A 22,708-nucleotide genomic window follows, 5' to 3' on the forward strand; every position below is an offset into this window, starting at 1 on the left:
TCACCTCTTGCCCGGTTGCGCCTTTTCAATCCCCGGCAGCCGCGCGATTCCCTCGGCGAGAAAATCGATCAGCAGCCGTACCCGCGCGATGCCGGACCGCTCCGGGACGATCAGCATGTTGAACGGAACGGAAGGCGGCGCGTAGTCTTGAAGCACGCGCTCGAGTTGGCCGGATGCAAGAAGGTCGTCGACGAGCCAAAGATGGGCCGGCGCAATGCCACGACCGGCCGCGAGCGCCTCCCGTGCGGCCAGCCCGTGATCCACCCGCAGCCGCCCTGCGAACGGGACCGCATGGCGGCCGCCGCGGCGCCCGTGCAGCACGAGCACGTCGCTGCCGGCGATGTTCGACATCCTGATACCCTCGTGGCTGGCGAGATCCTGCGGGCGCGTGGGCCTGCCGCGCGAAGCCAGATAGTCCGGTGCGGCCACAAGCACCCGACGCGACTGACCCAGCAGCCTGAGCTTCATCGAGCTGTCGGTGAGCGGCCCCAGACGCAGGGCGATATCGACACCTTCCCGCACAAGGTCGATCCGCTCGTCGGTCAGGCTGAGATCAACCGCCACGTCGGGATAGCGGTCCTGGAACGCGAAAACCAAACGACTGACGTGGAGCACGCCGAAGGCCGCGGTGCAGGAGACGCGCACGGTTCCGGCAGGCGCACCGCGTGTGCTGCGCGCCTCGTCGCCGGCGAGTTCGACCAGGCGCAGGATCTGCACGCAGTCGGCGTAGTAGCGGCGTCCTTCCTCCGTCATCGTCACGCTGCGTGTGGTCCGCGTGAGCAGCGGCACGCCGACGGCCTGCTCCAGTTCCCGAAGATGCCGCGTCACTGTCGACTGGCCGAGGCCAAGCTCGCGCGCGACCGCGGACAGGCTTCCGCGCTCGGCGACCCGCACGAAGCTGCGCATGCGTTCGAGCGTAATGTCCGATCTATCCATATTTCGGCAGGATCCTATCCATTGGCGACAACTACCGGATTGCAGTCGGAGGCGCTACCTGCTGCTCGCAATCGTCAACCAAGGTGCTGATCATGAAAGTGTTGATCGTCTTCGCTCATCCCGAACCGCGCTCCCTCAATGGCTCGCTCCGCGATATCGCCGTCAGAGAACTCGAGGCCCAGGGACACGAGGTGCGGATGTCAGACCTTTACGCCCAGGGCTGGACATCCGAAATCGGCCGCGCCGACTTTCCGCTGCTGCCGCCGGACGCGCGGCTGGCGCCGGCCGCCGCCTCCAAGCAGGCGTTCGAGTCGGGCACGCTCACCGCGGACGTCAAGGCCGAGATCGAGAAGCTGCTGTGGGCGGACGTTCTGATCCTGCAATTCCCGCTGTGGTGGTTCAGCATGCCGGCCATCCTCAAGGGCTGGGTCGACCGCGTGTTCGCCTACGGTTTCGCGTATGGCGTCGGCGAGCACAGCGACAAGCGGTGGGGCGACCGTTACGGCGAAGGCAGGCTAGCGGGCAAACGCGCGATGCTGATCGTGACCGCCGGCGGCTGGCAGGAGCATTATTCGGCGCGCGGGATCAACGGGCCGATCGACGACCTGCTGTTCCCGATCAATCACGGCATCCTCTATTATCCGGGATATGACGTGCTTCCGCCGTTCGTTGTCTACAAGGCCGACAAACTCGACGAAGCGGGTTTCCAGGCGACTGCCGAACGGTTGCGCGAGAGGATGCGAACGCTTGCGACGACATCGCCGATTCCTTACCGACGCCAGAATGGCGGCGATTACCTGATTCCGAGCATGCAGCTCCGCGCGGGGCTCGAGCATTCCGGCGCGACCGGATTCGCGCTTCACGTCGAGCAGGCCGAGGCACGCAGCCCGAATGGTGAGGCGAGCTCCATGCGCTCGACGACGGATGGTTGCGCGGCGATAGCCTAATCCGTCGCCCGCGAACGATATCACCCCATCACCGTCCGGGTCAGCGTGCTCCGCGCAAACTTCTTCAGCGGCATCGGCTTGCCGAACAGAAAACCCTGCACGAGGTCGAAGCCGAGCTCGTTGGCGGCGACGAGGTCGGCGCGGCTCTCGACGCCCTCGGCGACGGCGTGCACGCCGTAGCCATGTGAAAGCTCGACGATGTGGCGGCACACCGTGCGCTTGAGGCGATCAGTGCCGCTGCCGGTGACGAAGTGCCGGTCGGCCTTCAGCTTGATGAACGGAATTTTTCCGAGATCCATCAGCGACGGCCAGTTGGCGCCGAGATTGTCGATCGACAGGCCGATATTGTGCAGACGCAGTTCGCGGGCGACCTCGACCAGGAGATCGAGGTCGCGGATCGCCTCCTCGCTGTCGATCTCGATCGTGAGCCCGCCGAACGCCGGATGCGTCGGCATGCGGCGGCAGAGATCGCCCACGGCTTGCGGCTCCTTCAGATAGGACGCCGGCAGATTGATCGCGAGATCGACCGGGCTCTGCTGCTCCAGCAGATAGTGCCAGTCCTGCATGGCGCGCTCGATCACGAATTCGGAGAGGTCGCGCAGATTCGGGTCGTGCTCTTCGGGGATGAAATAGGCCGGCGGCACCACGCCCCAGGTCGGATGCCGCATCCGCACCAACGCCTCTGCGCTATTGCGGATCAGCGTGCGCGCGTCGATCTTGGGCTGGTACCAGAGCTCGAGCCAGCCGGCGTGCAGGGCCTCGCCGACATGCACGGCCGGGCTCGGCGCCGGCTCCTCCGGCAACAGCATCGCGACGCGGTCGCGCAGCGTCTCCGCGGCAAAGGGCGTGGTCAGCGGCGGCAGCATCTTGAGGCCGTATTCCTCGCCGACCTGCTGCACCGCCCTGACGATGATCGACTCGCGGGCGCCCACCGTCAGAACCTTTCCGTCAAAGGCCTCGCGCACCAGCGTCTCCAGAAATTTTCCGGGCTCGATGCCGTCGGCAGCGATGCCGAGCAGGATCAGGTCGGGCAATCCGCTCGTCAGCACGCTCTGCAGCTCCTCGGCGCTGGCGCATTCGGTGGTGACGAAGCCGAGATCCTCCAGAACTTCCGCGAGAAACGCGCGCAGATGGCGCTTGCCGTCGGCCACGCAGGCGCGCGGCTTCATCTTTCGCCGTCCGAAGGTCTTCGGCCTTCGTTCGGCGAGTTCTACAATTTCGTCGTTCATCGCAAGCACTCCCGTTCCGTGCCGGTGTGTTAGCGACGTGAGCAGTTTCAAATATGGAAGGCTTCAGTCGATTGTCGAATTATCTGGGTAACGTTAAAGCACCCATCACGTCTAAAATTGTCTGCGTCTTGTTCGAGAAGTTTTTACGTCTGCCCGCGCATCGGGCGCAGGGTTGCGGCAATCACTGGAGATTCCGCGACGCGCAGTAAGGCTGCATGCACGCGCACTGTCCTGCAATTGGACCAAGCCGCGCGCGCCTCGCCCAATTGAATAATGGCGTGCCTCAATTGCGCGCGATGCGCGCATTTTTCCCGGTTCGCTCGTGACGGTTCTGCGACAATGCGTCGGTGCGCGCTGGCGCCCGTGTGAAGCACATCACAAGCGGATTGCTGCACGTGCGCTATTGCTCTGGGCAGCCGGTGGTGGGCTGTCGAGGATCGCAGCAATGACGTCGCGGCGAATAATGTATTGGTGGTTCAGGTTCGTGCTGTCAGGGCGATTTCTCGATCGCTTCCTGTGCCTGCCGCGCGCGCATTAGCGAGGGATCAGGTTTGGCCGATCAGCTTGCGCAACGCGGCCGCGCCGTCCTCGATCGCATCGCGTCCCTTCCAGGCCAGATAAGACAGCTTTCTACCGAGCGTATCGTGGCTGCGCAGCCGGCGCGAGCCGAGAATGTGGCCGACATTGGAGGGGAAGCGGCTCACCTCGGCGGCCACCAGCGCCGCGATCGCGTCCATCAATTGCTGGAGCCGAATGCCCCATTCGCAATGCTCGATGCCGTCGATCCGCACCTTGAGCGCATATTCGGTGTCGTAGATCTCGGCGAGCAGGTCGCGTGCGATCAGCACCCGGTTGTGCCGGAGCGCGATGCGCAAGGCGAGGCGCCTGTCGTCCAGCTGGTCGAGCACCATGTGAACGACGCAGGCATAGCGCGTGGCGGCGACATCGGCGGCGCTCTTGCTCGCGGCGGCCTTGGTGGCAAGGCGCACCAGTTGCCAGAACGTCTTCAGCCGCCTCGCCACCAGCGTCAGTGCGAACGGCAGCGCCTCGGGATGGGCCTTCTTGAAGGCGTCCAATCGTGCGGTGATCTGATCGACCAGGCCGTCGTCGAATTTCGCGATCTTCTCGGGCAGCTTTTCGTTGAATTTCGGCAGCGCAGCGCCGGCGCGCAGCACGTGCTGCATCTTCTTCACGTCGTCGAAGGCGGTGCGCGACGCCGTATATTGCGCGAGCTTGCCGCGCGCGAACTCGGTGCTCTCCGCTGAGGCCAGGGTGCTCTCGAGAACCTTGACGACCTTGGTCTGGAAGGTCGATGCGATCTTCAGCACTTCCTTCTGGTTGTTGGCGGCGACCTGGTCGTTGATCGCCTTGATGTAGTCGCGCGCCATGGTCGGCAGCAGGTCGCGGCAGATCCATTCCCAGATCGGGGTGAGGGTGTTGCGTGAGATCCGCCCCATATTGGCATGCTCGGGCGCGCCGTCGATCAGGAGCAGCTCGAGCGGCGCAAAGAAATGGCGCGAAGGACTGGTGGCGCGCGCCTGGCTCGATCCGTCCTTGCGAAATTCGGCCCGTAACCGGGATTGGAGGTCGGACGAGCCCGGCATGTCGATGCCGCACAGCTCCAGCCGTTCAAGCTCGCTGAGCAGGCAGCTGCGCGACAGCGGCGTCAGCTTCTGCAAGAAGTTCGATAGCTGGTCGATCTCGTTCATTGCACGCAATCTTCCGCAACGATTCCAGCAGGCCTATCGGCCCCATGCATGGAGGCATTTGCGCGCTCTCAATTGTGACATAGAGAAGCAAGCCGCCGTTAATATATCCGTAAAATCCGGGGCCTCAGGTAATCGGCGCGGGTCGGATCGTTAAGAAGGCTTCCGTTGACCCGCCTACCATTTGGGCAGGTTCAGCAACCTAAGAATGTTGAGGGACGTTGCTACTCAAGCATAAAGTGTGCCTGTGTCGGGGTTTCGGCACAAAACTGCCAAATTCACCGTAGTCTTACGGAGCAAAAAGTTAACCACAGATCGCGTTGGGTTCCGCTAAACGAGTGACATGGGGTCACAGAATGATACGGCCACTGATTCGCGGCCGTCGGAATGGTACGACAGCAACGCTGCTCCAACTGAAGAGCTCGATGTCGTCCGCCTGAACGCCGCCCGCGCCAAGGCGGCCGACGAAATGGCCGCCGCCATCGCCCGCGAGCTCAACGGTCCCCTCACGGCGCTCCTGCTCTACATGGGCGAGATCAAGCATCACAGCGATCAGCTCGCGCCGGTGACGGGCGACCGTGCCTATTTGCAGCGGGTCGTGGAGAATGCGCTGGTGCAGACCGAGCGGGTTTGTGGCCTCGTCAAACAGCTTGCCGGTTCTCCCACGGCTGGTCTGCCGACCGCGGAGGCCGAACCGAAGCTCACGCGCGCGCCACAGCCGCAGCGGGTGTCGAGCGGCGAGATCCTCGGCCTGTCAGGCCAGAAGCGGCTGACCAAGCGCGAGGGCGAGGTGCTGAGGCTGATCAGCGAGGGATATTCGAACAAGCAGGGTGCGCTTCGGATGCAGATCAGCCCGCGCACCTTCGAGAGCCATCGCGCCGAGGCGATGCGGAAGCTCGGTGCGCGCAACACGGCGGACCTCGTCCGTGCGGCGCTGCTGCATTCGATCGACTGAAGGCTCTTGCCTCGGGCCGCCCGCCAGCGGCGAGGGCCAAGCGTGAGACATCTCTCGAGAAAGACCCGCGGCTCCGATCGTGCTCAGAAATAATCTTCGGCGAAGGGACGCGCGCGCGACGAGGGCCGCAGCGGCTTGAGCTCTTCCTTCGGCACGTTGGGAATGATCGTGATGGTCCAGCGGGGCGGCATGCTCGATTCCTGCTCCAGCACCGAACGCACGAAGCCCGTCACCGTCGCCTCGCCAGCGGCCACCGTCGCCATCCGGCCGTTGAACTGTGCGATGCGGAAGCGACGAACTTCTTTCTGGTCCGCGGTCTCGTAGGTGAACATGGAAACCCTCCTGGTTTCCGGCGACTATCGCTGCCTATGATTAGCCATCTGTGAAAATCCCAAGCCGTAGAAGTACGGCGGGCATGCACGTGTGAGTGGTTACGGCGTTTTCGAGCGCGCGCGTCAGCCCTCCGGCTCCTGCGCGCGCCCGGCGGCATAGGCCGCGTCCATCAGGTCCAGGAGGTCGCGAAATCCGGCGTCGCCGAGCCTCTCCGCGGTCTTCTCCAGCCGCAGCGCCAGCACCGCGAGCCTGACATAGCCGAACGTTCCGGCCGCGCTCTTCAGCGAATGCGCTTCGCGCGCGATCCTGCCGTGGTGCTGCGCGAGCGAGAGCGTGCGGAACAATTGCAGGCGCGCACAGGTCTCGCTCCAGAACACGTCGCGCACTTCGCAAGCACCGTCCTCGCCGATCTCGCGCACCAGCGCCTGGTACGCGCCCGGCTCGCGCGCAGGCTCGGCATCAAGCGCTGTCTGCGCAGGCGCGACGGTGACTTCGAACATGGTTTGGCCTGCCTTGATCACGGTTGGTTTGCCGCTGGCCCGTACAGGCGCGCGCGTCACGTCCATGTCTACGGCATCCGGATTTCAGTTCCGGTAGCAGGACAATCCGTGTTTGCGGGCCGGAATTAGCGGCCGGTTTACCACGCCGCGGCACCGTCAGCGTGGGCCGAGCAGCCGGTCATACTGCGCCTTCACGGTGGCGTAGCATTCGCACGCCGTCTGGCGCAGGCCGTCCAGGTTGAGGATCTGGATGTGTCCGCGGCTGTAGTGAATGAAATTCGCCTGCTGCAAGGTATTGGCGACCAGCGACACGCTGTTGCGCCGAGCACCGATCATCTGCGCCATCGCCTCCTGGGTCAGCAGCAGCCGGAAATCGCCGGAGAGGTCATGGGTGTGCAGCAGGCAGCGCGACAGCCGTGCCTCCACCGGATGGGCGGCGTTGCAGCCCGCGGTCTGCTGCACCTGCGCGTAGACCGCGAGCCCGTGACGCGTGAGCAGCGTCCGCAGGGTGCCGCTCTGGTCGGCCGCGATGCGCAGCCGGTCGAGGTCCATCATCGAGGCGGAGCCGGGAACCAGCACGATGGCCGTGTTCAGCGCGCAGGAATCGCCCATGGTCGAGAGCGTTCCGAGCAGGCTGTCGCGGCCGATCATGGCGACTTGCACGTGCTCGCCCCTGGCGAGCTCGACCACCAACGAGATGACGCCGCGATGAGGAAAGTAGGCGCGCTTGAGCGTTTCGCCGGTCTCGACCAGCACCGCGTCATGCGGCAGATCGCCCGTACGCAGGTGCGGGCGGATCAATTCATAATCGTCTGCCGACAGCGCGGACAGGAAACCGTTGGAGGAACGCACCATCGTTTCCAAAGTAGCCTCCCGTCTCTCGGACCCGCGGGCCGCAGCACGCGAAACTGCTTGCCGTCCGCGCAAGTTCCATCATCTTCCCGTCGGGATATATAGGCAATTGGGACAAGTTGTCCGACCGGTGATCGCCGCTGCACGTCGCCCTCGCCAAGACAGATTCCCTGACCATTTCCACGATACCGATTTGGGAACCCAGCAGATCCAGATCGTCGACTGGAGCATCCATTCGGAGGGTGGTCGCGGTCATGGTTGATCCGGCGCGTTTCGAAGTGATCGCCGCCATGTTCCTGTTCGTCATCCGGTTGTGCGGCAGCAAAACCTTATTATAATGGTTGTGTCGCTCTGCGTATACCCGTTGGGGGCAGACAGGCTGGTGCATTTGCGGCCGAAATGAGAATGGCACGCTGATTCGCTGATGAGCCGGCGGACCGATCTGCGAGGGGTTGCGCAGGTAAAAGCGGCAAGGGGCCTTCATGAGCCGGAAGCATTGCATCCGCGCTGCCATCGGACGCCGGTCGACCCGTGCACCCTCGTTGGTCGGACGAGTGCCTGCAATTCTCAAACATTGTTTTGAACCTTGGCGCCGCGTGGCCGCAGATTCCGCGTCCATCGTCTTCCTCGCGCCGGCAACGACATTCTCAACAGTTCATTTCTCGAGCAAAGGAGAAAGGCGTGCGCCACGGTTCAATTATTGAATCGCCGAATCGGGAAGCTCAAACGGGGACAGAAAGTCTGCGCCATATTCTCGTCGTCGACGACGACCCGATGGTCTGCATGGCCATCGAGGTCTATCTCCAGCGCAACGATTTTCGGGTGACGATCGCCGAAGGGGGGAAGCCGGACTTCGCGCGCTCGAACACGAGCAGTTCGATCTGATGATCATCGATATTTTCATGCCGCACAAGCGCGGGTTCGAATCGGTCAGGATCTTCCACGAGCGGGCGCCAGCCGTTCCGCTGATCGCGATGTCCGGCTACGCGTTCGCAAATCTGAATTCGCCTGCCCCCGATTTCCTCCGGATGGCGCTGGAGCTCGGTGCGGCGCGCTGTCTGCGCAAGCCGTTCACGCCGCACGCGCTGCTCGCCGCCATCAACGATTGCCTGGCGGAGCACCGTCCCCACGGCGACCTTGCCTCGGCCGCGCGCCTGGGTTAGCGCGGCACCGGCCGCAGTGGACACGGGTAACGGTTCGTTTACCGCAAATGCGGGTCTTGCGTATCCCGGCAAAGCACCAAGCGAACGTGGCGAGACTGCCGCGGCTTGCAGGCGGCTCGATACAATTCCGCGAAGACCGCGCATATCGTCCTTCACGAGCAGGGCTTTCCCGCGCGCCTGGTCCCGCTGTTATCGGCACGTTCACCTAACGCGTCTCGCGGTTGCGGCGTGGGGCCGGTTTTGCCGAAAAACGCTGTCGCCTGCAGTCGAACGGCAAACTTGTCTTCAATATCCGTATTAGCACGGAGGATGAAATTAACGGGACCGTGAAAGGGGATGTCTAACGATCCAAGGTGGGGACTTCCGTTCATGCCAGCGCGGCTCGGGTGTCGAGGTCCAGATCCAGGTCAGTAAGGCGTAGCTCATGGATGATCTGTTGCGGGAGTTTTTGACGGAAACCAGCGAGAGCCTGGACACCGTGGACAATCAGCTGGTGAAGTTCGAGCAGGAGCCGAACAACGCCAAGATCCTGGATAACATCTTCCGGCTGGTCCACACCATCAAGGGCACGTGCGGCTTCCTCGGATTGCCGCGTCTGGAAGCGCTGGCGCATGCCGGCGAGACGCTGATGAGCAAATTCCGTGACGGCATGCCGGTGACGGCCGGCGCGGTGACGGTGATCCTGGCCTCGATCGACCGCATCAAGGAAATCCTGTCAGGCCTCGAGGCGACCGAAGCCGAGCCCGAGGGCACCGACCGCGATCTCATCGACAAGCTGGAAGCGATGGTCGAGCAGGGCATGGCGGCCATGGCGGCGGGTGCTGCTGCTCCCGTGGCTGAAGCGCCGCCGCTGGTGCCGGAAGCGCCTGTCGCCGTTGAAGCCGCGCCGACCTCCGGCATGCTGGCCGACCCGAGCCTGGAGCGCCCGCTGCGTCCGGGCGAAGTGTCGCTCGACGAGCTCGAGCGCGCCTTCCGCGAAACCCCGATCGAAGTCCCGGCCCCGGTTGCCAAGGTTGAGGTCAAGGCTGAGCCCGCACCCGCCGCTGAAGCTCCGGCGCCTGTCGCCAAAGAGACCAAGGCGCCCAAGGACAAGGCCGCGCCGAAGAAGTCGATCGCCGACGAGGGCGCCGGCGAGGGCGCCAGCATCGCCAACCAGTCGATCCGCGTCAACGTGGATACGCTGGAGCATCTGATGACCATGGTCTCGGAGCTGGTGCTGACCCGCAACCAGCTGTTGGAGATCTCCCGCCGCAACGAGGACACCGAGTTCAAGGTGCCGTTGCAGCGGCTGTCCAACGTCACCGCCGAGCTGCAGGAAGGCGTCATGAAGACGCGCATGCAGCCGATCGGCAATGCCTGGCAGAAGCTGCCCCGCATCGTTCGCGACCTCTCGAGCGAACTCGGCAAGCAGATCGAGCTGGAGATGCACGGCGCCGACACCGAGCTCGACCGCCAGGTGCTCGACCTGATCAAGGACCCGCTCACCCATATGGTGCGCAACTCCGCCGACCATGGCCTGGAGACTCCGGCCGAGCGTCTCGCCGGCGGCAAGGGCGAGCAGGGCACCATTCGCCTGTCCGCCTATCACGAGGGCGGCCACATCATCATCTGCATCGCCGACAACGGCCGTGGCCTGAACACCGACAGGATCAAGGCCAAGGCGATCTCCTCAGGGTTGGTCACCGAGGCCGAGCTCGAGAAGATGAGCGAAGCCCAGATCCACAAGTTCATCTTCGCGCCGGGCTTCTCCACTGCTGCCGCCATCACCTCGGTGTCGGGGCGCGGCGTCGGCATGGACGTGGTGCGCACCAATATCGACCAGATCGGCGGCACCATCGACATCAAGTCGGTCGCCGGCGAAGGCTCCTCCGTCACCATCAAGATCCCGCTGACGCTCGCCATCGTCTCCGCGCTGATCGTGGAAGCCGCCGGCGACCGCTTCGCGATCCCGCAGCTCTCCGTGGTCGAGCTGGTGCGGGCCCGCGCCAACTCGGAGCACCGCATCGAGCGCATCAAGGACACCGCGGTTCTCCGGCTGCGCAACAAGCTGCTGCCGCTGATCCATCTCAAGAAGCTGCTCAAGATCGACGACGGCGCCGTCTCCGATCCCGAGAACGGCTTCATCGTGGTGACGCAGGTCGGCAGCCAGACCTTCGGCATCGTCGTCGACGGCGTGTTCCACACCGAAGAAATCGTGGTCAAGCCGATGTCGACGAAGCTGCGTCACATCGACATGTTCTCGGGCAATACCATCCTGGGCGACGGCGCGGTCATCATGATCATCGACCCCAACGGCATTGCCAAGGCGCTCGGCGCCGCCGGCTCCTCGGCCCATGACATGAACAGCGAGAACGGGGCTCACAGCATCGGAAGTGGCGAGCAGACCACCTCGCTGCTGGTGTTCCGCGCCGGCTCGTCCCAGCCCAAGGCGGTCCCGCTCGGGCTCGTCACGCGCCTGGAAGAACTCCCGGCCGACAAGATCGAGTTCTCGAACGGCCGCTACATGGTGCAGTACCGCGAGCAGCTGATGCCGCTCGTTGCCATGGAGAGCGTCACCATCGCGAGCCAGGGCGCCCAGCCGATCCTGGTGTTCTCCGATGACGGCCGCTCCATGGGCCTCGTCGTCGACGAGATCATCGACATCGTCGAGGAACGGCTCAACATCGAGGTCGGCGGCTCCTCCTCCGGCATTCTCGGCTCGGCCGTGATCAAGGGCCAGGCCACCGAGGTGATCGACGTCGGCCACTTCCTGCCGATGGCGTTCTCCGACTGGTTCACCCGCAAGGAGATGAAGCCGTCGCTGCACTCGCAATCGGTGCTGCTGGTCGACGACTCGGCGTTCTTCCGCAACATGCTGGCCCCGGTGCTCAAGGCCGCCGGCTACCGCGTCCGCACCGCGCCGACCGCTCAGGAGGGCCTGGCCGCGCTGCGCGCGCAGACCTTCGACGTGGTCCTGACCGACATCGAGATGCCCGACATGAACGGGTTCGAGTTTGCCGAGACCATCCGCTCCGACAGCAATCTGGGCGCGATGCCGATCATCGGGCTCTCCGCGCTGGTGTCGCCGGCGGCGATCGAGCGCGGCCGTCAGGCCGGCTTCCACGACTATGTCGCCAAGTTCGACCGTCCCGGTCTGATCGCGGCGCTGAAGGAACAGACCGCGGGCGCCGCCGGCGCCTCCGAGCTGAGCCGCGCAGCAGCGTAACCAGCGGGATCAGGAGATACGCAACATGACCAAGAAGACCCAGTCCGGCGAAGGCGCCATGGTCGAATACGTCACCGCGATGATCGGTGGCCAGCTGTTCGGCCTGCCGATCTCCCGCGTCCAGGACGTGTTCATGCCCGAGCGCGTCACCCGCGTGCCGCTGTCCTCGCGCGAGATCGCGGGCGTGCTGAACCTGCGCGGCCGCATCGTCACCGTGGTCGACATGCGCGCCCGGCTCGGCCTGCCCAAGCCCGAGGACGGCAAGATCCCGATGGCGGTCGGTGTCGATCTGCGCGGTGAATCCTACGGCCTCCTGATCGACCAGATCGGCGAAGTGCTGCGGCTCGCCGAGGACGGCATGGAAGAAAACCCCGTCAATCTCGACCCCCGCATGGCCAAGCTCGCCGGCGGTGTCCACCGCCTCGACGGCCAGCTCATGGTCGTCCTCGACGTCGATCGCGTCCTCGAGCTCAAAACCGAAGTGCAAATGGCTGCGTGAGCCCCGAAAACATCGAAGCCGGAGAACCAAGATGAAGACGTGTTTGGTGGTCGATGATTCCAGCGTCGTGCGCAAGATCGCACGCCGGATCCTGGAAGGCCTGGAATTCGAAGTCACGGAGGCCGAGGACGGCTCCAAGGCGCTCGAGGTCTGTCAGCACAAGCTGCCCGACGCTGTGCTGCTGGACTGGAATATGCCGGTGATGGACGGCTTCGAGTTCATGGGCCACATGCGCCGCCTGCCGGGCGGCGACCAGCCCAAGGTCGTGTTCTGCACCACTGAAAACAACGTGGCTCATATCGCTCAGGCGCTCAGCGGCGGCGCCAACGAGTACATCATGAAGCCCTTCGACAAGGACATCATCGCCGACAAATTTGCTGAAGTCGGCTTGATCCCGGTCGGACAAGCCATGGTCTGAGTGTCTGGCGGAGTGTTCCGGCCAGAGTGTTCCCAGTACAGCTTCCGAGAGGCCCATCCGTGACCCCGACCGAATATGAGTATCTGCGTAAGTTCCTGAGGGATCATTCCGGGCTCGATCTGTCCGCAGACAAGCAATATCTGATTGAAAGCCGGCTGTTGCCGCTGGCGCGCAAGGCTGGGATCTCCGGTATCGGCGAGCTCGTGCAGAAGCTGCAAGGCGCTGGCTCGGGCGCGCTCGTCACCAGCGTGGTCGAGGCGATGACCACCAACGAGACCTTCTTCTTTCGCGACAAGGTCCCGTTCGATCATTTCCGAGACACCATCATGCCGGAGATCATCAAGGCCCGCGCCGGCCGCCGCAGCGTGCGCATCTGGTGCGCCGCCGGCTCGACCGGGCAGGAGCCCTATTCGCTGGCGATGAGCCTGAAGGAGATGGGTGCGGCCCTGACCGGCTGGCGCGTCGAGATCATCGCCACCGACCTGTCGCAGGAGGTGCTCGAGAAGGCCAAGGCCGGCATCTACAGCCAGTTCGAAGTGCAGCGCGGCCTGCCGATCCAGATGCTGATGAAATATTTCAAGCAGACCGGCGAGACCTGGCAGATCAATCCCGAGTTGCGGGCGATGATCCAGCACCGGCAGCTCAATCTGCTGCACGATTTCGCTCAGCTCGGCACCTTCGACGTCATCTTCTGCCGCAACGTGCTGATCTATTTCGACCAGGACACGAAGATCAACATCTTCAACCGCCTGGCTCGCCAGATCGAGGGAGACGGTTTCCTGGTGCTGGGCGCGGCCGAAACGGTGGTCGGACTGACCGATACGTTCAGGCCGATTCCGGAGCGGCGCGGTCTCTACAAGCCGAACGACGCGCGTGCCGCGGCCGCCAAGCCGGCTCTTGCCGGCGCAGCGCCGCGCGTAGCGGTCATGGCAGGACGATAGGCATGGCCGAGGATGGCAAGGGCGCGGAACGCGTGACGTTCAGTCGCGGCTATGATGTCTGCATCATGGCCATCGACGGCACTTGGCGCCGCGACTGCAAGCTCAACGCGATCTCCGACACCGACGCCATCCTGACGGTGGAAGGCTCGATTCAGGGCCTGAACCTCAAAGAGTTCTTCCTGCTGCTGTCGTCCACCGGCCTCGCCTACCGCCGCTGCGAACTGGTGCGCGTCAACGGCGTCGAAATGGACATCCAATTCCTGCGTGGCAAGAACCGGAAGAAGCGCGGCGCGGCCGGTGGCCGTGACGAGGCGGCGTGATCTTCACGTGCGTCTCGTCGCCGTTTTCCGCGATGTTGGTTCACATTTGCTGAAACATCCGACTGAATTTGCCGCCGCGGCTTTACGTCGCCTAAGCGCGAACCGTGTATCCATTGCCGGTCTCAATCTCAGGATACCGTAATGCCCAGAAGCTCTTTCTCACCTCTCCCGTCAAACCTGCCCCACAGCGCCGAGCGGCGCGCGCTTCAGCTTCTGGTGGTCGACGACGACGCCACGCAGCGCAGCCTGATCACGGTCGCGGCCAAGCAGGCCGGCCACGAAGTCACCGTGGCGCCGTCCGTGGCCGAAGCGATCGAAAAACTCCGCACGGCGCGCTTCGATTGCGTGACACTTGATCTCGTGCTGGAGGATGGCGACGGCATCGACGTGCTGGGCGAGATGGCGAAGGCGAAATTTGGCGGCGCCGTGATCGTCGTCAGCGGCATGGACGGCAAGCGCCGCAGCGCCGCCCGCAGCTTCGCCCGTTCCGTCGGGATCGAGCTCCAGAGCCTGCCCAAGCCGCTGGATCTGGCCGCTTTGCGCATCAGCCTCGCCAATCTCGGCAAGACCGCGATGGGCCTGCCGGCGATCCACACCTGGGGTGGCGTCGCCACCGACGCGATCGTGGAGCGGCACCGCGCCTGAGCCGCGGGCCGGCCATGCGATGAAACAATGCGGTCGCCGCGTCGCAGCGATCGCGATTTACACCGTGCGGCCGGCTTCCCACAGGCATTCCAGGGCGTGGCCAAGGCCGGCCCGGCAGGCGTCGAGAGCGGCGATCGCCGTGGCATACCGGAGTGTGACATCGTCGAGTACGAAGACGTCGGCGGAACCTTCCGGACCGCTCCCGTGTTCTTGATCCATGGTTGTGGCCGTCCGGCCCATGCTGGTCTCGATCTGCGAGATCAGCTTGCGAAGGTCAGCCGCAATCAGCTCACGGCTATCGACTTCGGGCATTGCGACGAGGGGCGGCGTAGCGGCCAAATTTAGCATGGATATTCTCCGTCCTCCGCAATTAGGCGCCCTGCCGCTACTTGTGCGTTAAGTCCATGTCCCGTACAAATACGGTGGGCCGAATCCGCGCCGAACGCCATAACGGTTGGGGCGGACGCGAATCCTTCATGCCAACCGGATGTGTGGCACATGGCCGAACAAAGCTCTCGCGGTGAAATCTTCGTGGTCGACGACGACGCTGCCGTTCGCGACACCTTGTCGATGGTGTTGAAGGCGGCGGGCTATGAGGTGATCTGTTTTGCGGACGGCGCAGCATTGCTCTCCGTCGCGCGAAACCGCACACCTGCAGCGGTCCTGCTCGACGTGCACATTCCCGGCAAGTCGGGCCTCGATATTCTCAATGAGCTGCACGGCGAGGACTATCCGGCACCGATCTTCATGATCTCCGGACAGGGCGATATCGCGATGGCGGTAGGGGCCATCAAGAGCGGCGCGCTCGACTTCATCGAGAAGCCGTTCCGCGGCAGCGAGATCGTCGGCCGGCTGGACGAGGCGATCGGTGCTTATGCACGCAGGCAGTCGGAGAACGCGGCGCCGAAGTTCGGCTCGCTGCATTTCCCCGGGCGCGAGCCGTTGACGCGCAGGGAGCGCGAGGTGCTCGAGCAGTTTGCCGCCGGCGCCTCCAACAAGGAGGCCGGCCGCACGCTCGGCATCAGCCCGCGCACCATCGAGGACCACCGCGCCAACATCATGAAGAAGCTCGGTGCGCGCAATGCCGCCGATCTGATCCGGATCGTGATGACCGCGGCGCAGCGCGCGTCGTAAATTCCGTGGGTGACATTTCGTAGCCCGGATGAGCGAAGCGACATCCGGGACTTGGCTCGTAGTGTTCCCGGGTATCGCTTCCCTCACCCGGGCTACGGGTTCTCACCCAGCCCGACGCACCATCAACTGCTCAGCGCCTTGCGGATGGTCCGTGCCAGATCCGATTTACGATAGGGCTTCGCCAGCAGCAGAACGCCCGAATCCAGCCGGCCGTGATGGATGATCGCGTTCTCGGTATAGCCGGACGTGTAGAGCACCTTGAGATCTGGACGCGTTCTCTGCAGTTCGTCGGCGAGCTGCCGTCCGTTCATCTTGCCGGGCATGATGACGTCGGTGAACAGGAGGTCGAACGGTTTTCCGGCGGCGACGATGGCGAGCGCCTCCGCGGCGTTCGCAGCCTGCAAGGTGACGTAACCGAGCGAATGCAGCTGCGCCAGCACGTAGTCGCGCACCAGCCGGTCGTCCTCGACCACCAGGATCGTCTCGTGTCCGCCCTCGATGGTCGCCGGCGTCACGCCCTCGCCGACCACCGTCGGCGTCTTGCCGGGCGGCAGGTACATCTTGATCGTGGTGCCGTGGCCTTCCTCGCTGTAGATCTTGATATGGCCCGCGGACTGCTTGATGAAGCCGTAGACCATCGAAAGCCCGAGTCCGGTGCCCTTGCCCGGTCCCTTCGAGGTGAAGAAGGGGTCGAACACCCTGGCCAACATGTTGGCGGGAATTCCGCTGCCGGTGTCGCTCACGGCGATCAGCACGTAGTGTCCCGGCGGGACGTCGTTGACGCTGGCATAGGCCTCGTCGAGATAGGCCGCGCCCGTCTCCACGATCAGCTTGCCGCCGCCGGGCATGGCGTCGCGGGCATTGAGTGCGAGGTTGAGGATCGCGGTGGTGAGCTGGCTTGGATCGACGGTCGCGACGCAGTTCTCGTCCTCGAACACCGATTCGATATGGATCTGCTCGCCCAGCGTCGGCCGCAACAGTTTCGCGGTGTCGATGATCAGCGCGTTGACGTCGATTTCGCGCGGCTGGAGCGGCTGCTTGCGCGCAAACGCCAGCAGGTGCTGAGTCAGCTCGGCGCCACGCCCGGCGGCCTCGTCGATCATCTTCGTGATCGCCGCGAGCTCCGGCTCCCCGGCCACCGCGTCGGCCAGGATCTCGATCGTTCCGGTGATGACGGTGAGGATGTTGTTGAAGTCGTGCGCCACGCCGCCGGTGAGCTGGCCGACCGCCTCCATCTTCTCGGCATGGCGGATGCGCTCGTCGGCCGCGATCTTGTCGGTCAGGTCGCGGTAGAACGAATTCAAGAGGATACCTTCGCGTCGCCGGAGCGCCGTGACGCTGAGCTCGGCCTTAAATTCCTTGCCGTCGCGCCGCCGCACCAAAACTTCGCGCCGTGGATTGGCTGGCGATTGTTGGTCAGAGTCGAGAAAGAGCTTCAGTCTGGCCGTGACGCTTTCGCGCTCACTGGGGGCGATAAAAAGTTCAATCGCATTCTTGCCGATCGCCTCCTCACGCGTCCATCCGAAGAGCTTCTCGGCCTGCGAGTTCCAGCTCAGGATGGCACCGGTGTGGTCTGTCTGGGTGAACGCGTCGAGCGAGGTCTCGATGATGTTGCGCGCAAGTTGCTCGCTCTCCCGCAAGGACTCCTGTGCAAGCCTCGCCTCCGTCATGTCGCGCCCGACGAAGAAGTAGCGCTTGGCCTGGGCGGACCAGCTGCCGAGCCAGGACAGCCAGACCTCGTGGCCATTCTTGTGGAAGCAGCGGGTGTCGGCGAGCTTGAGACGTTCGCCGCGCCGCAGCGCGCGCATCTCGTCGCGGGACCGGTCGAGATGGCTCGGATGAATGAAATCGGCGCCGCTCCGGCCGATCATCTGCTCCGGCCGGTAGCCGAGAATGGCCTCGCTGCTCGGACTGATCTGCGCGATGTGGCCGCGCGCGTCCATCACCATGATCAGATCCTGCGAGGTGTCGAAGAGCTGTCGCCGTTCCTCCAGCTGCTGCTGCAACGCCCGCTCTGCCCGCCGCGCCTCGGTCAGGCTGCGCGCGGTGCCGGAGGCGCCGATGATCTCGCCCGATGGGCCCCTGATCGGCGACAGGCTGAGTGAGATCTCGACCGGCGTGCCATCCTTGCGCAGGCGCACCGTCTCGAAGCGTTCGATCGGTTCACCTCCGGCGATCCGCCGTAAATAGTCCTTGCCTTGCTCGCGTCGGTCGGGTGGGACGATGATCGCGGTGGATTTCCCAATCGCCTCATTCGCCGAGTAGCCGTAGAGGCGCTCGGCGGCGGCATTCCAGCCGGTGATGATGGCGTCGAGCGATTGCATCACGATCGCGTCGTCGGAGGATTCGACGGCGGCGCTGAACAAGCGCTCGCGCGCTTCATGATGGCTTCGCGCGGCCTCGGTGCGGCGATGCTCCTCGATCTCGCGTTCAAGAGCGGCCGTCTTCGCTCTCGTTTCCTCGACCATTTGAGCGAAGGCCCGCGCCAGCACACCCGTCTCTCCGCTCGCATCGACGGGAATCTCGGCGTGCCGTCCGCTGCCGATCGCCTCCACCGCCGCAGTCAGGCGCCCGATCGGCCATGTCAATGAGCGCGCCAGCAGCACCGCAAGCAAAGCTGCGGCAAGGACAGCAAGCAGGCCGACCAGCGAGGAGGTTTTTTGAATGGCCGCCGGAACGCGGCTGAACACCGACGGTGGGGCCGTCTCGATGATAGCCAACCACTCCTTGCCGGCCAGCAGCGCCGGTGCGATCGCCGCTCCACTCGGCCGACCCGCTTGGTCGCTCGTAAGCTGCGTGGAACCTTGCGGCAGGCCGGCCCGGGCTGCAAAGAAAGGAAAGTCACGACGCCAATCGTTGCCGTTGCCATGCAATGCACCGAATTCCCGCGTGCGATCGGGATGGACGAGATAGTCGCCACGCGAGTTCACGACATAGATCTCTCCCCCTGCGCTCGCGGTCGAGCGGATGCGGTCGAGCGCGGGACGCATGTCGATATTGGCGATGACGATGCCGAACGGCTTGCCATCAGGCGTGAACAGCGGCGTCGCGACGCGCATCGTGGGAATGTGAGGGTCCGTGGTTCCTCCCTGCCGGGTGGCGAGATCGATGGGCGAAACATAGATGTCGCCCGGCGCCAATCGAATCGTCTCCTGGAAGTAGGTTCGGTCGCTCTTGCGTTCCAGTTCGTCGTTGGGGACAATCCGTGCTGCTCCGTTCGGGCCGGCGCGATCGACGCGGACCAGTTCGCGCTGGTCGTCGTCAAGGCCGATGATTCGAAATTGCCCGTAGCTCGGCTTCGCGTCGATCTCGGCTGCGAACCGCGTGGCGATGCGCTCGCGCCAGGTTTGCTCCGAAACGCCGTCGACAGCGTCGATGCCTCCACCGATATGAGCGCGGATCATGCCATTGATGGCAGCGGCGGAGCGATAACCGAGCAGATCGCCGCGAGCGCCGGCCACATAAGATTCAAGATGGGTGGCCAGCAGGCTCGACTGGGCTTCGATCCGTTCCAGGACCCGCGGAATCACGGCCTGGGTGATGTTGCGATAGCCGAGCCAGCCGACCGCGGCCACGGTGACCGTCACCAGCAGGATCATCGCGATCGCGAGCCGCGTAGCGAGGGTCATGGCGAAATTTGCACCGCTTCCTGAATGGCCGCGCCCGTGCTCGGTTGGAACAGAATGAAGGTTCTTGTCATCGGCGGCCGGTGCTGACATCCGGATTCCTCGCCGACGCCGTCCGCGCCGCGTCCAGGCAGCCGGCGACGGCGGCGAGCAGCGCGTCGGCCCGGAACGGCTTCTGCAAGCTCGCCACCGCGCCGAGCTTGGTCGCCATCTTGAGAAAGTCCGGCTCCGCATGGGCATCCGGCGCGGACGAACGGCCGGAAATGACGACGATCGGAATCGCCGGCTGCAGCGCCCGGACGTGGCGCATCGTCTCCAGGCCGTCCATGCCGGGCATGAAGATGTCGAGAAACAGAAGGTCGAACTGGCCGGCTTCGAACAGCGCAAGTCCCTTGCGGCCGTCTCCGGCGACGGTGACATGATGACCGGCCCTCTCCAGGAGCAGCCGGATTGTCATCTGCACGGCCGGGTCGTCATCCACGATCAGGATGTTGGCCACGTCTGGTATCCTCCGGGCTGGATGGGTTTTCCCAGCGACCGCAAATCAAACCATCAATTCTGAAATTGTTGCGCGGATTGCATCCGGCCTGCAAGCACTTCGCCATCGATCCGACGATTGCTCGCAAAAGGCGAACTCGGTTGCGCCAAACTTATGCACGGTGACGTGCACAAGCGCTCGCGACAACCGCACGCCATAGGGCCTAGTCGGTCAAATATTCCGGATAGTGGCTTCGGATCGTGTCGAGCTCGCTCAACGTGCCCGACAGGTGCTTGCGCAGATGCTGTTGCGCAGCATCGGCGTCGCCGGCCTCGATCGCGCGCGTGATCAGCTTGTGGTGGCGGACGATGTTCTGGGCCTTGCCGGGTGAGGGCAGATGCAGCCGGCGCAGCCGGTCGATATGTCCGCTGCGGCTGCGCACCAGCGTCCAGAGCTCCTGCTTGCCGGCCGCGGCATAAAGCAGCGCATGAAAATCATTGTCGCCCGCAATGAAGCTCTGGAAGTCTCCGGCCTTGGCGAATTGCTGCTGCAGCGCGATCGTGTGGTCGAGGCGTATGACCAGGGCTTCGCCGTGCTGCTGCGCGAGCAGGCGGACGATTTCGAGCTCCAGCGCCTGGCGCAGGAAATGGGCCTGCTCGGCCCGACCGACGTCGACCCGGCTGACGACGGTGGCGTGCTGCGGAAACACGTCGACCAGCCCTTCTTCCTCCAGCCGCATCAAGGCGTCGCGGATCGGCGTCGAGCTGACGCCGAATTGTGCGGCGAGATCCGTGCGCGACAGCGGCGAGCCCGGCGGCAGTTCGAGCGCAAGAATGGCGTTGCGCAGCCGCTCGAACACTTGCGGCGCGGCCTGCCGGGCCCGGTCGAGCCGCGCGCCGGGGCGGGTGATCCTGCGGGGCGCAGGGTGGGCTGGTTCCATGCGAAGAGCTCCGGCCACCTTGCCCTTGATGCACTAATACATTAGTGCATTAGTGGGATCGCTCGTCAATGGCGGCCAGAGGAAACGAACAACAATGATCAAGCAATTGCAGTGTGGCCTCACGGCCGTCGCCGTGATCGCCGCCACGGCGCTGGCGGCCTCGCCCGCGAAGGCGCAGCAAAAATCCGAGATATCGTTGTCGCGTCAGCCCGGCATTTTCTACATGCCGAGCCACATCATGGAAAAGCAGAAGCTGATCGAGAAGCACGCAGCCCAGCTCGGGGTAGCGGGTGTCACCACCAAATGGGTCACCTTCTCCGGCGGCGGCGCGCAGACCGATGCGCTGCTCGCGGGCGGCGTCGACATCCTCAACACCGGCACCGGCAATCTGTTGCTGCTGTGGGACCGCACTCGCGGCGGCGTCAAGGGCATCGTCGCGACCTCGGCGCAGCCGATGACGCTGATCAGCCGTGACGCCAACATCAAGTCGATTAGGGATTTCGGCCCCGGCGACAAGATCGCGGTGCCGACCGTCAAAGTCTCGACCCAGGCGATCGTGCTTCAGATCGCCGCGGCCGAGGCCTTTGGTGCCGACCAATGGTCGAAGCTGGACGTCAACACGGTGCAGCTCGGCCATCCCGACGCCTATGCGGCGCTGTCCAATTCCAAGCACGAGGTGCACACCCATTTCTCGATTCCGCCGTTCACTTTCCTCGAGCTGAAGAACGTGCCGGGTGCGCATGTCGTGCTGTCGTCGCCTGACGTGATGGGCGGGCCGCTCAGCCAGGCGCAGTTCTTCACCACCACGAAGTTCGCCGATGCCAACCCGAAGATCATCCAGGCCGTGCGCGATGCGACCAAGGAAGCGCAGGATCTGATCCGCAGCGACACCAAACAGGCGGTCGAGATCTACAAGGAGATCACCGGCGACAAGACCTCGGTGGAAGAGCTGCTCGAACTCCTGAAGGAGCCCGGCATGATGGAGTGGAATCTCGAACCGCAGGGCACGATGAAATTCGCCGCCCATCTGTTCAAGACCGGCACGCTGAAGACTCAGCCCAAGGCCTGGACCGATTACTATCTCCCCGTCGCCCACGACCTGAAGGGCAACTGATGGCGCTGCTCGACGTCAGCTCCGTGACGCTGCGCTACAAGACCTCCAGCGCCGTCGTCACCGCGACCGAAAGGGTGAGCTTCACCGTCGACAGGTCCGATCGCTTCGTGCTGCTCGGGCCGTCCGGCTGCGGCAAGTCGACCCTGCTCAAGGCCGTCGGCGGTTACATGGCGCCGAGCGAAGGCCGCATGACCATCAACGACCGCGAGATCCATGGTCCCGGCGCCGACCGCATGATGATCTTCCAGGAGTTCGACCAGCTGCTGCCCTGGAAGAGCGTGCTGGCCAACGTGATGTTTCCACTGCTGACCGCGCGAAAATTGTCGCGGAAGGACGCCGAAGCGCGGGCGCGGGCCTATATCGAGAAGGTCGGCCTGACACGCGTGGTCGATGCTTATCCGCACACGCTGTCCGGCGGCATGAAGCAGCGCGTCGCGATCGCGCGCGGCATGGCGATGGAGCCGGACATCCTGCTCATGGACGAGCCGTTCGCCGCGCTCGACGCGCTGACGCGGCGAACCTGCCAGGACGAGCTGCTCCAGCTCTGGAGCGAGACCAAATTCACCGTGCTGTTCGTGACCCACTCGATTGCGGAGGCCATCCGCATCGGCAACCGCATCCTGCTGCTGTCGCCGCATCCCGGCCGCGTCAAGGCCGAGGTGGTCGACGTCGACAAGGTCTCCAATGACGATGGCAGTGCCGGCCGGCTCGAGAAGGAGATTCACGATCTCCTGTTCGCCTCCGAAGCAACGGCGCATTAAGGGAGC

General features: G+C 64.3%; 21 protein-coding genes and 1 pseudogene. 12 read left to right on the plus strand and 10 right to left on the minus strand.

Annotation, left to right across the window (positions count from 1 at the left end):
• Nucleotides 1-936, minus strand: coding sequence for a LysR family transcriptional regulator (locus tag BRA1253DRAFT_RS24975; protein WP_007598937.1), 936 nt, complete (start codon nt 934-936; stop codon nt 1-3).
• A 92-nt stretch (nt 937-1,028) separates the two neighbouring features.
• On the opposite strand from BRA1253DRAFT_RS24975, the gene BRA1253DRAFT_RS24980 reads away from it, so the two are divergent.
• The gene (locus BRA1253DRAFT_RS24980; protein ID WP_007598938.1) at nt 1,029-1,883 is read left to right on the plus strand and encodes an NAD(P)H-dependent oxidoreductase; all 855 of its coding nucleotides are present in this window, start codon (nt 1,029-1,031) and stop codon (nt 1,881-1,883) included.
• 20 nt (nt 1,884-1,903) lie between these two features.
• On the opposite strand, the gene BRA1253DRAFT_RS24985 is transcribed toward BRA1253DRAFT_RS24980, so the two are convergent.
• The gene (locus BRA1253DRAFT_RS24985) at nt 1,904-3,112 is read right to left on the minus strand and encodes an EAL domain-containing protein (RefSeq protein WP_007598940.1); all 1,209 of its coding nucleotides are present in this window, start codon (nt 3,110-3,112) and stop codon (nt 1,904-1,906) included.
• 545 nt (nt 3,113-3,657) lie between these two features.
• Nucleotides 3,658-4,821 (minus strand): hypothetical protein, encoded by a 1,164-nt coding sequence (locus BRA1253DRAFT_RS24990; RefSeq protein ID WP_007598942.1) that lies wholly within the window; start codon nt 4,819-4,821, stop codon nt 3,658-3,660.
• A 340-nt stretch (nt 4,822-5,161) separates the two neighbouring features.
• On the opposite strand from BRA1253DRAFT_RS24990, the gene BRA1253DRAFT_RS24995 reads away from it, so the two are divergent.
• The gene (locus BRA1253DRAFT_RS24995; RefSeq protein WP_007598945.1) at nt 5,162-5,773 is read left to right on the plus strand and encodes a LuxR C-terminal-related transcriptional regulator; all 612 of its coding nucleotides are present in this window, start codon (nt 5,162-5,164) and stop codon (nt 5,771-5,773) included.
• Nucleotides 5,774-5,856: 83 nt separating this feature from the next.
• On the opposite strand, the gene BRA1253DRAFT_RS25000 is transcribed toward BRA1253DRAFT_RS24995, so the two are convergent.
• From BRA1253DRAFT_RS25000 to BRA1253DRAFT_RS25010, 3 genes are all read right to left on the minus strand, one after another.
• Entirely contained in the window at nt 5,857-6,105 is a 249-nt protein-coding gene (locus tag BRA1253DRAFT_RS25000) for a hypothetical protein (RefSeq protein WP_007598946.1), read from the minus strand.
• Nucleotides 6,106-6,228: 123 nt separating this feature from the next.
• Complete coding sequence (locus BRA1253DRAFT_RS25005; RefSeq protein ID WP_035995376.1) at nt 6,229-6,606, minus strand: Hpt domain-containing protein; 378 nt, start codon at nt 6,604-6,606, stop codon at nt 6,229-6,231.
• A gap of 156 nt (nt 6,607-6,762) precedes the next feature.
• Entirely contained in the window at nt 6,763-7,461 is a 699-nt protein-coding gene (locus BRA1253DRAFT_RS25010; RefSeq protein WP_198288260.1) for a Crp/Fnr family transcriptional regulator, read from the minus strand.
• A gap of 678 nt (nt 7,462-8,139) precedes the next feature.
• Here BRA1253DRAFT_RS25010 and BRA1253DRAFT_RS25015 point away from each other — a divergent pair.
• The 7 genes and pseudogenes from BRA1253DRAFT_RS25015 to BRA1253DRAFT_RS25045 all read left to right on the plus strand — a co-directional run bounded on the left by BRA1253DRAFT_RS25015 (nt 8,140) and on the right by BRA1253DRAFT_RS25045 (nt 14,649).
• Nucleotides 8,140-8,621: pseudogene (locus tag BRA1253DRAFT_RS25015) on the plus strand (response regulator).
• Between the two features lie 424 nt (nt 8,622-9,045).
• A complete protein-coding gene (locus BRA1253DRAFT_RS25020) occupies nt 9,046-11,826 on the plus strand; it encodes a hybrid sensor histidine kinase/response regulator (RefSeq protein ID WP_007598952.1) in 2,781 nt (926 codons plus the stop codon).
• A gap of 25 nt (nt 11,827-11,851) precedes the next feature.
• A complete protein-coding gene (locus BRA1253DRAFT_RS25025; RefSeq protein WP_007598954.1) occupies nt 11,852-12,325 on the plus strand; it encodes a chemotaxis protein CheW in 474 nt (157 codons plus the stop codon).
• A 31-nt stretch (nt 12,326-12,356) separates the two neighbouring features.
• Nucleotides 12,357-12,743 (plus strand): response regulator, encoded by a 387-nt coding sequence (locus BRA1253DRAFT_RS25030; RefSeq protein ID WP_007598955.1) that lies wholly within the window; start codon nt 12,357-12,359, stop codon nt 12,741-12,743.
• 59 nt (nt 12,744-12,802) lie between these two features.
• Nucleotides 12,803-13,684 carry a protein-glutamate O-methyltransferase CheR gene (locus BRA1253DRAFT_RS25035; RefSeq protein ID WP_007598956.1) on the plus strand — a complete coding sequence of 294 codons (882 nt, stop codon included), beginning with the start codon at nt 12,803-12,805 and terminating at the stop codon, nt 13,682-13,684.
• A 2-nt stretch (nt 13,685-13,686) separates the two neighbouring features.
• Nucleotides 13,687-14,004 (plus strand): hypothetical protein, encoded by a 318-nt coding sequence (locus BRA1253DRAFT_RS25040; protein WP_007598957.1) that lies wholly within the window; start codon nt 13,687-13,689, stop codon nt 14,002-14,004.
• 141 nt (nt 14,005-14,145) lie between these two features.
• Complete coding sequence (locus BRA1253DRAFT_RS25045) at nt 14,146-14,649, plus strand: response regulator (protein WP_007598958.1); 504 nt, start codon at nt 14,146-14,148, stop codon at nt 14,647-14,649.
• A 57-nt stretch (nt 14,650-14,706) separates the two neighbouring features.
• Here the strand turns inward: BRA1253DRAFT_RS25045 and BRA1253DRAFT_RS25050 are convergent, their stop codons facing one another.
• Nucleotides 14,707-14,997, minus strand: a complete 291-nt coding sequence (locus BRA1253DRAFT_RS25050; protein WP_007598959.1) for a hypothetical protein — start codon at nt 14,995-14,997, stop codon at nt 14,707-14,709.
• Between the two features lie 150 nt (nt 14,998-15,147).
• On the opposite strand from BRA1253DRAFT_RS25050, the gene BRA1253DRAFT_RS25055 reads away from it, so the two are divergent.
• Nucleotides 15,148-15,783 (plus strand): response regulator transcription factor, encoded by a 636-nt coding sequence (locus tag BRA1253DRAFT_RS25055; RefSeq protein ID WP_007598960.1) that lies wholly within the window; start codon nt 15,148-15,150, stop codon nt 15,781-15,783.
• Between the two features lie 122 nt (nt 15,784-15,905).
• On the opposite strand, the gene BRA1253DRAFT_RS25060 is transcribed toward BRA1253DRAFT_RS25055, so the two are convergent.
• From BRA1253DRAFT_RS25060 to BRA1253DRAFT_RS25070, 3 genes are all read right to left on the minus strand, one after another.
• Complete coding sequence (locus BRA1253DRAFT_RS25060; protein WP_007598962.1) at nt 15,906-19,502, minus strand: PAS domain S-box protein; 3,597 nt, start codon at nt 19,500-19,502, stop codon at nt 15,906-15,908.
• Nucleotides 19,480-19,908: a response regulator gene (locus BRA1253DRAFT_RS25065; RefSeq protein ID WP_007598964.1), complete on the minus strand. Its 429-nt coding sequence runs from the start codon at nt 19,906-19,908 to the stop codon at nt 19,480-19,482. Before BRA1253DRAFT_RS25065 ends, BRA1253DRAFT_RS25060 begins: the two co-directional genes overlap by 23 nt.
• Nucleotides 19,909-20,110: 202 nt before the next feature.
• Nucleotides 20,111-20,827, minus strand: coding sequence for a GntR family transcriptional regulator (locus BRA1253DRAFT_RS25070; RefSeq protein WP_007598966.1), 717 nt, complete (start codon nt 20,825-20,827; stop codon nt 20,111-20,113).
• A gap of 94 nt (nt 20,828-20,921) precedes the next feature.
• Here BRA1253DRAFT_RS25070 and BRA1253DRAFT_RS25075 point away from each other — a divergent pair, with 94 nt between their 5' ends.
• Both BRA1253DRAFT_RS25075 and BRA1253DRAFT_RS25080 read left to right on the plus strand, forming a co-directional pair.
• Nucleotides 20,922-21,941, plus strand: coding sequence for an ABC transporter substrate-binding protein (locus BRA1253DRAFT_RS25075; protein WP_007598968.1), 1,020 nt, complete (start codon nt 20,922-20,924; stop codon nt 21,939-21,941).
• Complete coding sequence (locus tag BRA1253DRAFT_RS25080; protein WP_007598970.1) at nt 21,941-22,702, plus strand: ABC transporter ATP-binding protein; 762 nt, start codon at nt 21,941-21,943, stop codon at nt 22,700-22,702. The genes BRA1253DRAFT_RS25075 and BRA1253DRAFT_RS25080 overlap by 1 nt, the downstream gene beginning before the upstream one ends.
• The last annotated feature ends 6 nt before the right edge of the window (nt 22,703-22,708 follow it).

The sequence above is a fragment of the Bradyrhizobium sp. WSM1253 genome (assembly GCF_000244935.1).
Lineage (GTDB): Bacteria > Pseudomonadota > Alphaproteobacteria > Rhizobiales > Xanthobacteraceae > Bradyrhizobium > Bradyrhizobium canariense.

What these genes read in the sequence shown, in the direction of transcription:
- BRA1253DRAFT_RS24985 (WP_007598940.1), bottom strand. Translation starts at nt 3,112, where the DNA reads ATGAACGACGAAATTGTAGAACTCGCCGAACGAAGGCCGAAGACCTTC.
- BRA1253DRAFT_RS25055 (WP_007598960.1), top strand. Translation starts at nt 15,148, where the DNA reads ATGGCCGAACAAAGCTCTCGCGGTGAAATCTTCGTGGTCGACGACGAC.
- BRA1253DRAFT_RS25010 (WP_198288260.1), bottom strand. Translation starts at nt 7,461, where the DNA reads ATGGTGCGTTCCTCCAACGGTTTCCTGTCCGCGCTGTCGGCAGACGAT.
- BRA1253DRAFT_RS25030 (WP_007598955.1), top strand. Translation starts at nt 12,357, where the DNA reads ATGAAGACGTGTTTGGTGGTCGATGATTCCAGCGTCGTGCGCAAGATC.
- BRA1253DRAFT_RS25005 (WP_035995376.1), bottom strand. Translation starts at nt 6,606, where the DNA reads ATGTTCGAAGTCACCGTCGCGCCTGCGCAGACAGCGCTTGATGCCGAG.
- BRA1253DRAFT_RS25060 (WP_007598962.1), bottom strand. Translation starts at nt 19,502, where the DNA reads ATGTCAGCACCGGCCGCCGATGACAAGAACCTTCATTCTGTTCCAACC.
- BRA1253DRAFT_RS25045 (WP_007598958.1), top strand. Translation starts at nt 14,146, where the DNA reads ATGCCCAGAAGCTCTTTCTCACCTCTCCCGTCAAACCTGCCCCACAGC.
- BRA1253DRAFT_RS25070 (WP_007598966.1), bottom strand. Translation starts at nt 20,827, where the DNA reads ATGGAACCAGCCCACCCTGCGCCCCGCAGGATCACCCGCCCCGGCGCG.
- BRA1253DRAFT_RS25025 (WP_007598954.1), top strand. Translation starts at nt 11,852, where the DNA reads ATGACCAAGAAGACCCAGTCCGGCGAAGGCGCCATGGTCGAATACGTC.
- BRA1253DRAFT_RS25000 (WP_007598946.1), bottom strand. Translation starts at nt 6,105, where the DNA reads ATGTTCACCTACGAGACCGCGGACCAGAAAGAAGTTCGTCGCTTCCGC.
- BRA1253DRAFT_RS24980 (WP_007598938.1), top strand. Translation starts at nt 1,029, where the DNA reads ATGAAAGTGTTGATCGTCTTCGCTCATCCCGAACCGCGCTCCCTCAAT.
- BRA1253DRAFT_RS25075 (WP_007598968.1), top strand. Translation starts at nt 20,922, where the DNA reads ATGATCAAGCAATTGCAGTGTGGCCTCACGGCCGTCGCCGTGATCGCC.
- BRA1253DRAFT_RS25050 (WP_007598959.1), bottom strand. Translation starts at nt 14,997, where the DNA reads ATGCTAAATTTGGCCGCTACGCCGCCCCTCGTCGCAATGCCCGAAGTC.
- BRA1253DRAFT_RS25080 (WP_007598970.1), top strand. Translation starts at nt 21,941, where the DNA reads ATGGCGCTGCTCGACGTCAGCTCCGTGACGCTGCGCTACAAGACCTCC.
- BRA1253DRAFT_RS24995 (WP_007598945.1), top strand. Translation starts at nt 5,162, where the DNA reads ATGGGGTCACAGAATGATACGGCCACTGATTCGCGGCCGTCGGAATGG.
- BRA1253DRAFT_RS25020 (WP_007598952.1), top strand. Translation starts at nt 9,046, where the DNA reads ATGGATGATCTGTTGCGGGAGTTTTTGACGGAAACCAGCGAGAGCCTG.
- BRA1253DRAFT_RS24990 (WP_007598942.1), bottom strand. Translation starts at nt 4,821, where the DNA reads ATGAACGAGATCGACCAGCTATCGAACTTCTTGCAGAAGCTGACGCCG.
- BRA1253DRAFT_RS25040 (WP_007598957.1), top strand. Translation starts at nt 13,687, where the DNA reads ATGGCCGAGGATGGCAAGGGCGCGGAACGCGTGACGTTCAGTCGCGGC.
- BRA1253DRAFT_RS24975 (WP_007598937.1), bottom strand. Translation starts at nt 936, where the DNA reads ATGGATAGATCGGACATTACGCTCGAACGCATGCGCAGCTTCGTGCGG.